The sequence below is a fragment of the Mycobacterium sp. E342 genome (assembly GCF_001667665.1).
Classification (GTDB): domain Bacteria; phylum Actinomycetota; class Actinomycetes; order Mycobacteriales; family Mycobacteriaceae; genus Mycobacterium.
Genome location: NZ_LZJM01000076.1, coordinates 12717 through 27010, shown reverse-complemented (window position 1 = coordinate 27010; position 14294 = coordinate 12717). Strand labels below are relative to the sequence as shown.

Genomic DNA, 14294 nt, shown 5'->3' with positions numbered 1-14294 from the left:
GACCCAGGTTGGTCTGGTTCGAGAGTGGTAACTCATGACTTTTGATTCGTGTCAACATAATTGGAGGAGACACAGATAATAGTCGACGCAGCCGAAACAGCGAATGCGAAGACCTCCGAAGACGCCGACGGGACCGGCTACGGCGCATCCGACGCGGCGATCGACGACGCTCCTATCCGAGGATGCTCGTGCTTGAGGGATCGCTCCTAGATCCGGACGCACCCGCCATCGTCGCAGTCGGCCCGACGGACGCCGTACCACGGGCAAGGCCGAACTGCTCGATATGGCGGGCGCGGCGTGCGATTCCTCGATGCGCGAGAAGGTCCCGCGGGAGGACTCTGTTTGTATCGGCGCTTTCTTCCAGCAGCACACTTATGTCGGCCGGCGGTCGGCGGCATGAGCAGATCGTCAAGTCACCGTCGGAACCCACGCGGCGATGCGATCCCACAGCTCGTAACGGTGGCTGGCGAAGTTGTGGCAGTGACCTGACTTCGGCACGAGGTGCAGTGTCACGTCAGCAGAGCCCGTATAGTTGGCAGGTTCGGCGTACGAATTGGGCGACACGTCAATCGCTGCGCCGAATCCTAGGAACACTGGAACATTCACCTGTGGCGCGTAGCGCTCGACGAATCCCGGCGTGGCGACCTCGGCGCCCGCGCGCACCGGCACCCGACTTTGCGCGGCGGTGTCGGCGTCGATCACCTGCTGTGGTACCTCTCCGGCATAGAACAGGCCCTCAAGATATGACCGCGGAACGGTCATGTGGCTGTCCTGCGGACTGGCACCCGAGAGCTGGCAAGCCAGCGACATTGATTGCTGGACCCGGCTTTCGAGATCGGCGGCATCTGTTGTTTCTTGGTAAATGTTGGTGACTTGTACCCCGTACCCGAGCAACACCACCGCGTCGTAGATACCGGTGTTGGCCTGCACCATCGTGGTCAGGCATGCGCCCATTGAGTGGCCTACACCGACCAGAGGGCCGGCCAGCGGCGAAACGCCGTCGATGAGATCGCCATTGCGCAGGCCTTCACGGACCTGCCGGGCCACCTCCGCGTCGCCGGCAGCCAGCAACTCCAGCCCTAGCTGGCCGGATGCGATTGGGTCAGTGCTCTCGCCGACGGCGAGGTGGTCCAGGGCGAGGACGATATAGCCAGCGGCGGCCAGGTGCTCTCCGAAGCTGTAGCCGGGGTGCCCGTCAATCTGCATGTGCCAATAGCGCTTGTCGTAGAGCCCGCCGGCCAGACACAAGAGCGCCGCGACCGCACCAGCCGGCCGCGGCGGCAGGAAGGCCCATGCCGTCTGGGTCAGCCGCTCACCGGTCTCGATACTGGCCGTCACTTCGAATGTCAATGGCGTTGGCATGGCACAAATTGTTCAAACCGCAGCCACCGATGTCCAGTGCGTTTTGTGCATCCCAACGTTGCGTAAACCGCAGCGCGCGACGAGTGTCGAGTGTCAAACTGGCGCCATGGAACTGCGCCACCTGCGTTGTTTTGTCGCGGTCGCTGAAGAGCAGCACTTCGGCCGGGCAGCCCAGCGTTTGCATCTGACCCCGGCACCGGTCAGCCGCGCCGTGCGGGCGCTGGAGACCGAACTCGGGGTGGACTTGTTCATTCGCGAACACCATGACGTGCGCCTGACGGCCGCGGGTTTAGCGCTTTGCGAACGAGCTGCTGAAGTCGTGCGTCATGCTGACTCGCTGGGCGACTACGCGCGATCGTTAGGGTATGAAGCGCTCGCGATAACGGTTGGCGCATTTCATCTTTCACCACCGACGGTCTTAGACCGCACGGTGGATGCCCTGCGCGACCTAACAACGTCGAATGTCGAGGTTCAACTCGTTGAACCGGACCAGCTGCCGCGCCGGCTTGCGGCCGGCACGCTGGATTTCGCATTGGTGAACCCGACGTCCGACTGCGCCGGGCTGCCGTACCAGCAGGTGGCCGTTTTCGACTACGTGCTCGTCATGCGCGGCGACGACCCGCTCGCCGCGCGTGACCACATCGACTGGGGGGACCTCGCCCGACGTGAAGTGACACTGCCGCCCGATACGCCGTTCCCCTCGGTGCTCAACAACCTGCACGACTTCATGGTCTGCCACAGCGTGACGCGGTTCGACCGCATTGACAGCCTCGACGTGGCCGCGATGGCAAGCCGGATCCGCACTCATCGCACCGTGATTCCGTCGCTGAGCCTAGAGGCCGGCGGGCCGTGGCGGGTATTCGACGACCCAGCGTTCGCGGTGCGCCCGTTCGGCGAACCACCGCCGCCCTACGTCCTTTCGCTGGCGTGGAGCCCCCGCGCCCCGCAGCGGTGGGGAATCGATCCAGGGGACATCCTTGCCGCGATCGCCGGCCGCAATCCCGCATATAACCACGCAGACAGGTAGGCGGGTCTCTCGCCTTCCGAACCAGACTGTGAGTGCGCCGCTCCCAGACCCCGGAAGGACCCGACGAGCTAATCCCGGATCAGGACTCGACATACATAGGCCTTCGCCCTGACATGAGCCGCTTCGCTCCTTCGTTGCACTGACCATTACGGTGCTGCACCCGAACGGATTCACCACCGAACTGATCGAACCCTGCGAACCATTCTGCTGCCACGCCTTATCCCGCACCGCGCGGGCGTTCGCTAGTCGGTAGGACTCGGTGCCGGTCTCAATGATGTTGCTGGCGAACGTCAAACGGTCCACGATCGCCGCACACAGCCGCAGATCGGTGAAGGTCTTGGTCCAGCTCGAGAAGGAGTTGTGCTCGCGATGGCGACGTTGGCGGTTTACTCGCGCTCGGTGAGAACCTGGAAAGGCATCTCCGTAGCGCGACGACCGTGGCGGCCCACCTCAAGGGCCGCCCGCGCCAAGCCACGGTCAACTCCGTCGGCGACCCGGTCAGGTCGACAGCTTCGAGCGCCGCATGATCGCGGAAGTGGTCGGCCGCTTAGTCAGCCCAGGTAACCGGGACGCCAGGCGCCGAGCACTGCCCCGAGCTCGTCTCCGGCAGGATGTTTATCAACCGACGACGTAGGAGCCGTTGACCGATTCGTTGTTGTTTGCATAGAAGCAATCCTGGACTCGTCCGCGAGGTCCTATTCCCCTTCGATGACTGCCCAAGGGCTGGAGTAGCCCTCTACCCGATGGCGCTATCGGCCTAGGTAGAGATCGACCCACGTGCTGCCGTCGCCAGGAATGTCGTTCGGCGAACCTGGCTGACCGCCGGTCGGTATCGGCCGCCCATGCGCCGGGTCCGGGCAGAGATAAGGCGTTCCCTGACCGCACATCCCATTTCTCAGATGGGAGGGGTACATCTCCCAGTTGTCGTTATCGTTTTGCAGGCCAATCCAAATGAACACGATGTTGTAGGCGAAGTACCCGATGTTGGTCACGGCGGCGACGGCCAGGATCTGCAGGGCGGCCTTGGTCTTGCTGGATACATTGAGCCGCTCCACGCCCCGCTCGACCACCGACTGACCGCGATCATCGCGGTAGAACCGCAGCACCATCAACGGCGCCCAGCCAAGGGCGCCCCACACGATCGGTTCGTAAAGAGGGAACTGATGGGTCGTGCCCTTCAACAGCGTCAACCAGCCGACGGTGTCTGGATATGCAATGACGTGCAAACTGGTGAGGGCCACCTCGTTGAGATCCATGACTGCCATGAAGGCAATCGACCACGCAATAACGCCCAGCTTGCCTGTCTGTGGCCACCGCCTCATCACAAATTTGCGCAGGAACGCGCACCCGATCATGCACAGCGCAGCGCTCCAGATGAAGCCGACCCCGATGAGGATGGTGGGCTCGGGCATGAGGTTGCCACGCGGGGACACCCACCCGGGCATGTCGGTTGTCCACGAGCCAAAGTTCACCATCAACGACGAGTATGAGAACTGCGGCAGGATGTAGTTGAGGATCGGATCCCATTGGATTAGCAGCAGATAGGCGATGATAAGGATGGCGTCAAACGTCAAGCGCCTTTCGCGAATACACTGACGTCCTACGTAAACCAGGGTGCCGACGACCGTGATCACCGTGAATACCTGGAACGCAATGCAGAATTTGAGGTCGTTACCCAAGTCGGGGTTGTGGTCACCGATCGGTGTCGGTGTGGCGCGCCCCCCCAGGATCCAGCTCGCCGCGACATAGATCGCCAGGCCGACAAACGTCGCACCGACTGTCGCCCACACAACGATCGGGGGGATGGTGCGGACCCGCGGCGCCCTCTTCGTCTTGGCGGCAACGGACCACCCACGCGACGGTTCAACTTCGACCGCAGCCATACAACGCCTCCTTGCGTTATCGCGATAACCGTCCGAGAGTTAGAATCTACCATTTACTAGAAAACTATCAATAGCGCTGGTGAGCGTGAGTGCCATCGGCGCGGCGCCGAATCTGTCCGTCGTCCTTTTCTCAGGCGGGCCGAAACCGAGTGCGCGAGAGCTGCTGCCCTAAGCGAGATTTGAGATGCCTATATCGCGGAGAGGTCAACTAGCTTAGCTAATTGCGCAGAGAATCTGTCGTAGAACAGGGACAAGTGATCACCACCGACAGGCCAGCGTGGGCTGATTGATCTTGTACTCGACTGCGAGTGGACGCTCGACGGTATACGCGTTCAGGGTGGTGTTGTCCGGGAAGTACTGCCGCAGAAAACGATTGGTGTCTTCGTTGCTGCGCTGGCGGAGCGTGAGCCACCATCGTGGCCGATGTCGCCGGCTTGGCGCCACACACGGCAACGCAACAAGCCCGTCGACACCTTTAACCGCATGCGATGATCCCTCGCGACCGCAGATCAGCGATCTGGTTGTCGTCGATGCCGATCTCGCTCAGAATTGCGGTCGTGTGCTGACCCACGGTGCAGCCTCCGCTGGCCTTTGTCAACGACCGGGAGAACCGGTAAAGCGGTGCCAGCCGAAGATGTTTGTCGAAGATGGGACTGTCAGCTTCCACCGAATACCCAGCATCGCGGCACGTGTCGCTTTGCAGGACGATGCCCGAATTGCGGTCGGCGACTTCGACGCATCCGACGTCCTGTGCGGTCAGCTCGTACTCCCACTCGAGTTTGGTCTTCGTCAGGAAGACCTGTTCCAAGACGCGTGCCAAGACATCGTCGTTGCGTGCCCGTGATGCGGTATCGACGAAGCGCTCGTCGCCCAGCAGGTCGACGTAGGCCTGCATAGCCTTCGCGAAAGGTTCCCATTCTCGCGCCAGGGGAGCGGCGAGAAACACCCAACCGTCGGCGGCGCGGTACAGCCGGTAGAGGGCCGTGAGGCCGAGGAACTCCGCGTCGGCTGTCGGCACCGGCGGCTGGTCGCGATAGCTGACGTTCGACCAGATGAGGGCGTTCTGAACCGTGCCCAGCATGGTGGTTTCGGTGTGGTGCATATCGATGCCGCGCCGCTTCGCGTAAAGGCACGCGAGCAACGCGGAGGCGACACCCAGCGCGGCGATACCGTCGGCCTGCACCGCAGAAATCGTTCCGCCGGAGAACAGCGTGGCGGCCGTGCGGTGCAGGTCATCCAAGTCGGTCGGCGGGTGCATTGCGTCGCCGCTGTCGAGAACGGCCAGACCGGACGCCGCGGCGATGGACGGTGCGTACGCGGGTCGATGTCCGAATGGCCCATCGAGGCCGTAGCCGGAGGTGCTCAGGACTACCAAATCGGGGTTTATCGCCTTGAGCGTAGCTTCGTCGATCTTGGCTCGTTCAGCTGCTTGCCCGCGGAAGCACTGAACGACGATGTCGCAACGCTTTACCAGCTCGTATATCAGGCTGAGCCCCTCTGGTTTGGTGAAGTCGACCGCGCAGCTTTCCTTGCCTTGCAGCACCTTTGCACCACCAGCCTCCGGGAACGGAAGCATGTTTCGGATGTTGTCGCCGTCGAGCGGTTCGACTTTGATTACCCGCGCACCGAGGTCGGTGAGCAGCGTGGCGCCGTAGGGCCCGGCGAACATCGAACCGAATTCGAGGATCGTCGTCCCATGTAGAGGAAGTCCCGCAGCGACCTCACCGGCCGCAGGGAGTTTGGCCGGCTCCCGGCGCAACCCCCACACCGACGCATTGTGCTGTCCTACGCCCGGAGCTGGACGCAACGCCGCGAGTGGCTGGCCATCGGAGTGGATCAACGTCGACGGCTGGTGCACCGGGCCAAGCTCGGGGTCGTCCACAGTCACAGCTCGGCCTTGATGAAGAGTCTGGGGATGGTTCAGTGACTCGCTGGGTGTGCGGAAAATCTCGGCACTTAGATTTTCGTTTGCATCGAATGCCTGCTGCCATTCCGCGAGAGTGCGCGCCCTGACCCGCTCGATCATCAGGTCCCAGAATTCCGTGCGCAGTTCTTGCGTGGGTAGCGTGGGAAAACCCTCCCATTTTGGGTTCGCAAGTTCGGTCAACAAGTCGAGCTCTGTTAGCCAGGCATGCATCAATCGCGGCGATACCTGGGCGAACTGCAACCAGCGACCGTCTTTGGTGGGGGCCGCCAAGACCGAATACACCAGGGGGATCAGCGGGCGGCTCTGTTCGTCGTACACCGCGCCCGCTGGTTCGAAGGCGCCCGGATACCGGTCGAGCACTAATTCGTGGAACCAGTTCCAGGTATCGTTCGCCCCCACGCCCGTTACGAGATTGGATTCGACGACTTGACCGCGACCGCTCGAATCCCGCTCGATCAATGCTGCCAGGATTCCTTGCACGGCGGCGTGGGCCGCGCCCCAAGACGCATAGGGGGCCGAGACGTAGGCAGGCCCGCTTCGTGGGGTGACGCCACGCTTCTCGTGCATGATGCCGATCTTGGCCAGGACCAACGCTTCCCAGCCCTTGTAGTTTCGCCACGGGCCTTTCGACCCCCACCCGGTAATCGACGCGTGCACAAGTCTGGGGCAGCGCTGTGTCACCAATTCGGGCGTGAGTCCGAGGCGGCTCCCGTCCGCCGGCCGCGCGGTCGTCACGAGCACATCGGCGTTTTCTAGCAGCTGCCAGAGTCGTTGACGGTCGTCAGGTTCGTGGACATCGAGGGTGACCGAACGTCTGCCGCGTAGCAGCGCGGGCCATCCCGGGAGCTGTCGGAGGGAGCTGCCGTCGGGCGGTTCAACCAGGATCACGTTGGCGCCGCAATCGGCGAGGAACTGCGAGGTGTATGCGCCCGCCAGGGTGGTGGACATATCGACAACCAGCAAATCAGCGAGGGGCGGCCGGCCCGGTACCGGAGTTACTGCTGCCATAAACGCTCCTCATGGGGAAAGACGCATGGTGTGACCTGTGTAACGCCAGGATGACACCCGAAACGGTTAAATGTCAAAACATTTGATGAACTGTCAAGCTATTACTAGCGAGCCTCTCCGGCGCCCGAGGCAGCGCCATCGACCCAACCCAGATGCGCGGCGAGGGTGCGCACGTCGAAGACATCGCTGTCGGGGACCTGTTGGCGGACCGTCTTCGACTTATCTTGTGGTGCAACCACTATCGGGCACGAGGACGCCTGGCGACAATCTAGTGGACCAGTGGCTGCTCGGTGAGTTCGGCGACGACCCGAACCGCTACACGGACGCCAAGTCTCGCACAAACTACACCGGCACTTCACCATTGAACGTTGGGTGTGACCGGGAATCTCCATGTGTCAGTAGTGCTTGTCGTACAACCCTCCCGCCAGACGTGCCAGGATCGCCGGTGCCTCCAGTGGTTGGGCCGGGAGGAAGGCTCACGCCGCTTGTGTGAGCGGTTCGCTGCCGATGACGTCGGAGATGTCGAAATTCAAGGTAGGGGCATTGATGGTCCATTCGCCGGTTGTTCTCAGGGGGTGCTCAGCAGCGGGATCAGCGCCGCGGTATCGGCGACGCTGCGCAGCAGATCGTTCAGGTGCGTGCACGTCGACGTGCCGGCCAGCTCCTGGCGGACCCGGAAGTGCAGCTCGTCCAGCCTCATTCCGGTGATGCGAGTTGCGCTCGCAACGGCGCCTGGACATTCCTGCCAAGGCAGAACTCTGGGTATCGCCTGCGAGTGCAGTATGACCCCCGTGTCTGCATCTACCGATGCATCGAGCGTGTATTCGTGGATGATGGTCTCGGTGCTGTCGGCGCGGACATAGCTGTCGCGAAACATCGCACTGATCGACACCTTTGAACTATCCGAGCAGGGTTGAACGTCAAGTCGGCGCCGTCGTCGCATGCCGTGAACAGGCAGCGGGGCCATGGCGTGCCAGGCGAGTGGATCGGCCGGGTCCTCGAGCGCAGGGGCCGGCGGGCCGGTCACGACGGCGGGGTCACCGCCCTCGAACGAGGTCATCAGCAGACCGCCGGTGACGAAGCCGGCGCACCGGTCGGCGATCGGCAGATAACCTGACTTCGCTGCGACTCCGAGCACTCCCGACGCTGACAGCGCATGACCGGAGATGAGTGTGGCGACGGGGACATCATCGAGCAACGTATAGCGCAAGTCGCGGCGTCGCCGCAGATCGGGCGCGGCCTTGTCAACCGCAGCGCGAAAGCCGCTCATCGCCGGCGCCCCACTGAGATTCATGTTGGCAACGATCGGTTCGACCTCGAGGTGCTGAACGACCCGAGCGAACGTCTCGACCGTCGCTTCCAGGCGGGCGTGGCCCACCTCCGTCGTGGTGCCGTCGCACGCCGTCTTGACGTCGCGTGCTCGGCCCGACAAGTAGACCGGATCTATGGAGCCGGTTTTGCGCGTCATATCGATGGAGCTGGTTCGCCGCACTGAGCCAGGCAGTAGTCGCGGCGTCCCTTGGGTCGGCTCGTGAATTCCATGCAACGGGTGCAGGCCGAAACGTGGCGTGCCTAAGTCGTCTCCGCTCATACTTGGGCTAGTTAGGCGATGCTCACGCTCTTGGTCCACAGGAACTCGTCCAGCCCTTGCCGACCGCCTTCCTTGCCCATCCCGCTGATGCCGATACCCCCGAAGGGTCGGTGCACCCCCAGGTTAATGGCGCCGTTGATCAGGACTTCTCCAGTCTCGAGCGCTTCAACGACACGGTGGGCGCGTTTGAGATTGTTCGTGAACAGGCACCCGGACAGCCCGTAGGGGGTGCTGTTCGCGATCTCGATGGCTTCGTCTTCGGTGTCGAACGGCATGATCGACAGCACCGGTCCGAAGACCTCTTTTTGCGCCAGTTCGGAATTGGGGTCGACGTCTGCGAACACCGTGGGCTGCAGGAAGTATCCGTCCGCGAGGTCACCGCCGATGCGCTCACCGCCCGTGATCAATCGTGCGCCGTCCTGTTTGGCGCGGTCGATCATGCCCACGATCCGCTCCAGTGCTGCTTCATTCACGACAGGACCGCTCAGGGTGTCCAGATCGAACGGGTCACCCACTTTGATCATCGACGCGATCGCCGAGACTCGCGCGATGACGTCGTCATAGAGCGGTCTTGCCACGATCATTCGGGTCGGAAGGGCGCAGCCCTGGCCGCTCATCAAGCCCACCGACATCATCGTTCCGTAGCCGCAGGCGAGGTCAAGATCAGCGTCCTCGAAGATGATGTTGCCGGATTTGCCGCCGAGCTCCATGACTGCCGGCTTGATCTGCTCGGCACAGGTCGAGAGGATCTTGCGCGCCGTATCCGGGCCGCCGGTAAAGGTGACTTTCTTGACGAGCGGATGGGCGACCAGCCTCGCCCCGGCTTCAGCGGATCCGGGAACCACGTTGATGACGCCGGCGGGAATACCGGCCTCTGCAGCGAGATCCGCGTACAGATTGGCGCTGAAAGGGGTGAACTCGGACGGCTTGATCACCACGGTGTTGCCCGCGGCAAGTGCCGCAGGCACTTTCATCGCCAAGGAGATGAGGGGGCCGTTCCAGGTGATGATCACGCCGATCACCCCGTAAGGCTGACTGAGTGTATAGCTGAACTCACCGTGGGTTCGGAACGAGGACGCGATGTCACTGCTGATCTTGTCGGCCCAACCCGCGTAGTAACGCGTCCACTCGACCGACATCGCGACGAGCCCGCCCACCAACCCCGACGGCGTGCCGTTGTCAAAGGTACCGAGGCGGGTGAAGTCGTCGGTGTTTTGCTCGATCAGGTCTGCAAAGCGCATCAGAATACGCCTGCGCTCGGCCGGATTGGTCTGCCGCCAACCAAGAAACGCGCCGTGGGCGGCCTCGACAGCCTCGTCGATCTCGGCGGCGCCTGCCATGGGGATCTCGGCGTCGGGTGTCCCATCGCACGGGTTGATGTGTTGGTAGGTGCCTCCAGACGCGGTATGCCGTTTTTCGCCGCCGATCCTCAGCGAGACTTCCGGGCGCGGCGTTGCAAGTGTCGACGTAATCATTGGCTCTCCCGTTGTGTGTTACCGAACCGCGAAGCCGGCGTCGAGGGGCCAAGCGGTGCCTGTGATGAATTTGGCCGCGTCGGAAACCAGCCATGCGACAGCTTCCGCGACATCTTCGGGTTGCAGGATCTGTATCGGAAGGACGTTCTGCATGGCGGTCAGCGCCGCGTCGTTGGCTTCGAATAGCTTGGCCATTGTCTCGTTCATCACCATGCCGGTAGCCACCCCGGTTGGGTGGATGGTGTTGACTCGGATTGATTGTGGCCCAAGGTGGTTGGCCCACACCTGCATCAAAGCTACGAGACCGCGTTTGGCGGCGGCGTAGGCCTGGCCACCTGCACGGTCGGTGCCGGTGGCCTTCAAACCAGCGCTCGAGCTGGTGATCACGATCGATCCGCCGCGGCCGCCGTCGATCAGAGCGGGGATCGCCGCCTCGACGGTGTTCCACACACCGACCAAGTTCACGTCGATGATGTCGCGGAAGATCTCGCGTCGCTTCGAGCCTTCACTGAGTCGCACGATTCCGGCGTTGGCCACCACGATGTCCAGGCGCCCGAATTCGGCGACACCTTCGCGGACAACAGCGTTGACGGCGTCGGCGTCGCGAACGTCGGCTTGGCGGGCCACAATTCGTCGGCCACGATCCTCAACGAGCTTGACTGTCTCTTCGAGGTCAGCGGGGGTCGCGTTGGGATAGTCCATGGAGTCGATGTCGGCGCAGATGTCCAGCCCGATGATGTCGGCGCCTTCACTGGCCAGGCGGACGGCGTGCGCGCGACCTTGCCCTCGAGCCGCGCCGGTGATGAAGGCGACTCTGCCTTCGAGATTCCCCACGAGTTTTCTCCTCTGACCTCAGTGCGGCGGGCTGCCGGTGTGGATGCGTGCCAATCTCAAACCGTCTTCGGAGTCGTCGACCTCGACGCTCCAGTTGCCGCACGAGCACCAGGCACGGAAGCGCCCGTTGTCGGGCAGGATCGCCTGCCCGTCACAGTCGCCGCCGGTGTTGGCGATGCTGGCGAAAAATTCGAGCGGTTTCTCGTGCAGGGCGCTGTCGTCGTCAGCCACCAGTGGCTCCGTTGTACGGCCGGAAAATTGGAAGCATCCAGCCATCGGCGATGGGCGAAAAGTCCACGCGCAGCGCCATTCCGATCGTCAAATCGGTCGGCGCGATGTCGACGACGTTGCTCACCAGTCGCGCACCCGGTGCGTCGGGCAGGTCGACGACCGCTGGTACCAACGTCAATTCGGGCATGCCGGGAATGCCGTGCACAACCGCGAAGCTGTAGACGGTCGCATCGCCACTCAGCTGAACCCAGTTGACGGCCGTGGACTGGCATTCCGGGCAGAACGGTGTGGGCGGCAGCCGGAAGGATCCGCAGTCGGCGCACTGCGGGGCGACAAGACGTTGCTCTTTGGCTGCCTGCCAAAACGGTTCGGTGTGTTTGTTGACCGCGATCCGGATGTGCTCGCCGGGAAGGGTTGTCGCCAGTGTGGCGGGGGGCGCGCTCATGCGGCGCGCCCCAGGATCAGCCCGCTGACCGGCAGACTGGCCGGCCCCCCGGTGATCAACGCGAGTTCGGCGTCGGTCACCTGGTTGATGGCGGTGCCGCGCATCTGCTCGACTCCTTCCATGATATGGGTCATGCCAACGATGTAGGCCTCCGATAGTTGACCGCCGTGTGGGTTGAGCGGGATCGAGCCGCCGTCGTAGCGAATCGCCCCGCTCTCCACGAACGCGCCGCCCTCCCCCTTCTCGCAGAATCCGTAGTCCTCGAGTTGCATCAGCACCATCGGGGTGAAGTGGTCGTAGAGCAGCGCCACGTCGATGTCGGCGGCGCTGATCCCGGCCTGCCGGTAGAGCCGCTCGGCGATCGGCTTGTTACCCGAGGAAGCGAAGTACTCATCGGGCATACCCATCCACGCGAACGCGCGACCCCACTGCTTGACTCCACCATGGGCGGCGGCGACCACTGGGACCGGTGGTTGGCGCAGATCGCGGGCACGGTCGGCGCTCGTCGTGATCACCGCGACGGCACCGTCAGTCTCCTGGCAGAAGTCGTAGAGGCACAACGGTTCTGCGATCATCCGCGCGTTGAAATAGTCTTCGAGCGTCAGTGGTTCCCGGTGAATCGCCTTGGGCCGGTTCAGCGCATTGGCCCGCGTCGAGATCGCGATCTCGGCGAAAGCCTCGCGCCGCGTGCCGTAGAGATGCATATGCCGACGCGCCAACACCGACATCAGCTGACCCGGACCGAACAGCCCCGACGGCTGCAGGAACGAGTTGATCGCGTCGGGCTCCATCGCCGAGAACACCGCTCCCAGACGCTGTTTGGACTGCTGCAACGCCATCACAGTGACGACCACAGAAGCATCGCCGGCGACAATCGCCGCACGCGCCAGCCCGATCGCCCCGGCCGAACCACCGCCGCCCGAGGTCAGCGCCGCGGTGAACCGGACCTCCGGTATGCCGAGGGTTTCCACGAAATCGCCGGTGTCCATCTTCTCGGCGTACCCGGCGCTGGCACCCGAGTAATAGGCAAAACCGTCGATGTCGCGCACCGATAGCCCGGCATCCTCACAGGCGGCGAGGATCGCCTCACCGGCGAGTTCGGTTACGGTCTTCGGCAACGACCCGCCCCGCTTGTAGTAGGGCGTCGCGCCAATTCCGACGATGGCGACGTCACGCAGACCATCCGAATTGCCCACCAGTTCAGATGCTTTCGGCTGGTACGGGCGGGACGTCGGGGAACAGCTCGAAGAACGCGCCCTGGGTGATGCGCAGCCGTGTATCGTCGCTGACCCCGTCGAACAGCGTCTTAAGCGTGTCCTGGGTGTGGCCGAACGTGCCCTCCATGTGCGGATAGTCGCTGCCGAACATCACGTTGCGATACCCCATGTGGTCGAAGGCCGCCACCGCGGTCTCGTCGTGCTGGAACGACGCGTAGACCTGGCTGTAGAGGATCTCCTTCGGGCTGCGGCTCAGCTTGGGCCGCACCGCCATATGGTGCTGGCGATACCCCTCCAGCAGACGGTCACCCAAAAACGGAACCCACGTCGCGCCGCCCTCAGAGATCAACACCTTCAAGTTCGGATGCCGGTCCAGTGCACCGCAAGCCACCAGCTTCATGGTGGCCCGCTGCCCGGAGAATGTCGTCTCGGCGTAGTTCATGATGGCCCCACCCGGGCCGCGATATACCTGACCCGCGCCGCCGGTCACACTGTTGCCGGCCTCCACGGGCACCGGATCGGTGCCGATATGGAACGCGAGCACCATGCCGGCCTCCTCGGCCGCCGCCCACAAGGGCTCCCAGTCGTCGCGGTGCCAGTCCGGTGCGCTCGGGTGCGGCGACGTCGGCAGGAACACCGCCTTGAACCCCTTGCCGGCCGCCCACTGCAGTTCCTCCACCGCGTCGTCCACCACCAGCGTCGAGACCTGCGCTGTGACCACATAGCGCGGTGACACCGCACAGATCTCCTCAAGCGCCCACTCATTGCTCGCGCGCATGCACGCCTTCAGCAGCTCCGGCGTCCGGAACGATGAGGCCCACATGCCCAGCGACGGAAAGATCACCTCACCCCACACGCCCTCCTGATCCAAGTCGCCGAGCCGCGCCCGGGCATCTCGCAGGCCCTGCGGCTTCGAGGCCAACTCAACGAAGGCCACCATCGCCGACGACGGCAGCTTCCGCCGAAAGATCTGACCGTCGACGTAAACCGTCTCGTACTCACCGTCGGGATCCTTCTCCGACCGCGGACACAACTCGGCCAACCGCTTCGGCAGCCGGGATTGCCAGAGATCGTCGGGTTCCAGAAAGTGTGAATCACCAGAATTCGTCCAGATCTTGGTCATGCCTGCCTCCACCGGGTACTGGCTTTTGAAAAACCATTTTTCACTAGGCTAGGAGGCTGGGTGTCACATGTCAACGGCGATTCCACCGATCGACGGATTGAATCCCCAGCGCTGGCAGGTTATTGTGCGACACAAGGCACGTACATTGGCTCGGAATGCGATGCAGTGCCG

Annotated in this window: 11 protein-coding genes and 1 pseudogene; 1 reads left to right on the top strand and 11 read right to left on the bottom strand. The window is 63.2% G+C overall.

Annotated elements, in window-relative coordinates; genetic code table 11:
* Positions 1–408: 408 nt before the first annotated feature.
* Positions 409–1362 carry an alpha/beta hydrolase gene (locus A5692_RS04840; RefSeq protein ID WP_067923768.1) on the bottom strand — a complete coding sequence of 318 codons (954 nt, stop codon included), beginning with the start codon at positions 1360–1362 and terminating at the stop codon, positions 409–411.
* Between the two features lie 106 nt (positions 1363–1468).
* Between A5692_RS04840 and A5692_RS04835 the strand changes: the two genes are divergently transcribed.
* A complete protein-coding gene (locus tag A5692_RS04835; RefSeq protein WP_067923771.1) occupies positions 1469–2389 on the top strand; it encodes a LysR family transcriptional regulator in 921 nt (306 codons plus the stop codon).
* 222 nt (positions 2390–2611) lie between these two features.
* On the opposite strand, the pseudogene A5692_RS29395 reads toward A5692_RS04835, so the two are convergent.
* From A5692_RS29395 to A5692_RS04785, 10 genes and pseudogenes are all read right to left on the bottom strand, one after another.
* Positions 2612–2823: pseudogene (locus tag A5692_RS29395) on the bottom strand (ATP-binding protein); the annotation flags it as partial.
* Positions 2824–3138: 315 nt separating this feature from the next.
* Positions 3139–4272: a spirocyclase AveC family protein gene (locus tag A5692_RS04830; protein ID WP_082962371.1), complete on the bottom strand. Its 1134-nt coding sequence runs from the start codon at positions 4270–4272 to the stop codon at positions 3139–3141.
* Between the two features lie 475 nt (positions 4273–4747).
* Positions 4748–7207, bottom strand: coding sequence for a CaiB/BaiF CoA-transferase family protein (locus A5692_RS04820; RefSeq protein WP_068052727.1), 2460 nt, complete (start codon positions 7205–7207; stop codon positions 4748–4750).
* A 568-nt stretch (positions 7208–7775) separates the two neighbouring features.
* Entirely contained in the window at positions 7776–8675 is a 900-nt protein-coding gene (locus tag A5692_RS04815; RefSeq protein WP_067923783.1) for a DUF2889 domain-containing protein, read from the bottom strand.
* Positions 8676–8809: 134 nt separating this feature from the next.
* Positions 8810–10270, bottom strand: coding sequence for an aldehyde dehydrogenase (locus tag A5692_RS04810; RefSeq protein ID WP_068052736.1), 1461 nt, complete (start codon positions 10268–10270; stop codon positions 8810–8812).
* A 21-nt stretch (positions 10271–10291) separates the two neighbouring features.
* Positions 10292–11107: a mycofactocin-coupled SDR family oxidoreductase gene (locus A5692_RS04805; protein ID WP_067923786.1), complete on the bottom strand. Its 816-nt coding sequence runs from the start codon at positions 11105–11107 to the stop codon at positions 10292–10294.
* Positions 11108–11125: 18 nt separating this feature from the next.
* On the bottom strand, positions 11126–11338 hold the full coding sequence (locus A5692_RS04800) for a hypothetical protein (protein ID WP_369807551.1): 213 nt from the start codon (positions 11336–11338) through the stop codon (positions 11126–11128).
* Positions 11331–11783, bottom strand: a complete 453-nt coding sequence (locus tag A5692_RS04795; RefSeq protein ID WP_067923791.1) for a Zn-ribbon domain-containing OB-fold protein — start codon at positions 11781–11783, stop codon at positions 11331–11333. Before A5692_RS04795 ends, A5692_RS04800 begins: the two co-directional genes overlap by 8 nt.
* A complete protein-coding gene (locus A5692_RS04790) occupies positions 11780–12979 on the bottom strand; it encodes a thiolase (RefSeq protein WP_067923794.1) in 1200 nt (399 codons plus the stop codon). The genes A5692_RS04795 and A5692_RS04790 overlap by 4 nt, the downstream gene beginning before the upstream one ends.
* Before the next feature lie 4 nt (positions 12980–12983).
* Positions 12984–14123, bottom strand: coding sequence for an amidohydrolase family protein (locus tag A5692_RS04785; protein ID WP_067923797.1), 1140 nt, complete (start codon positions 14121–14123; stop codon positions 12984–12986).
* Between the last annotated feature and the right edge of the window lie 171 nt (positions 14124–14294).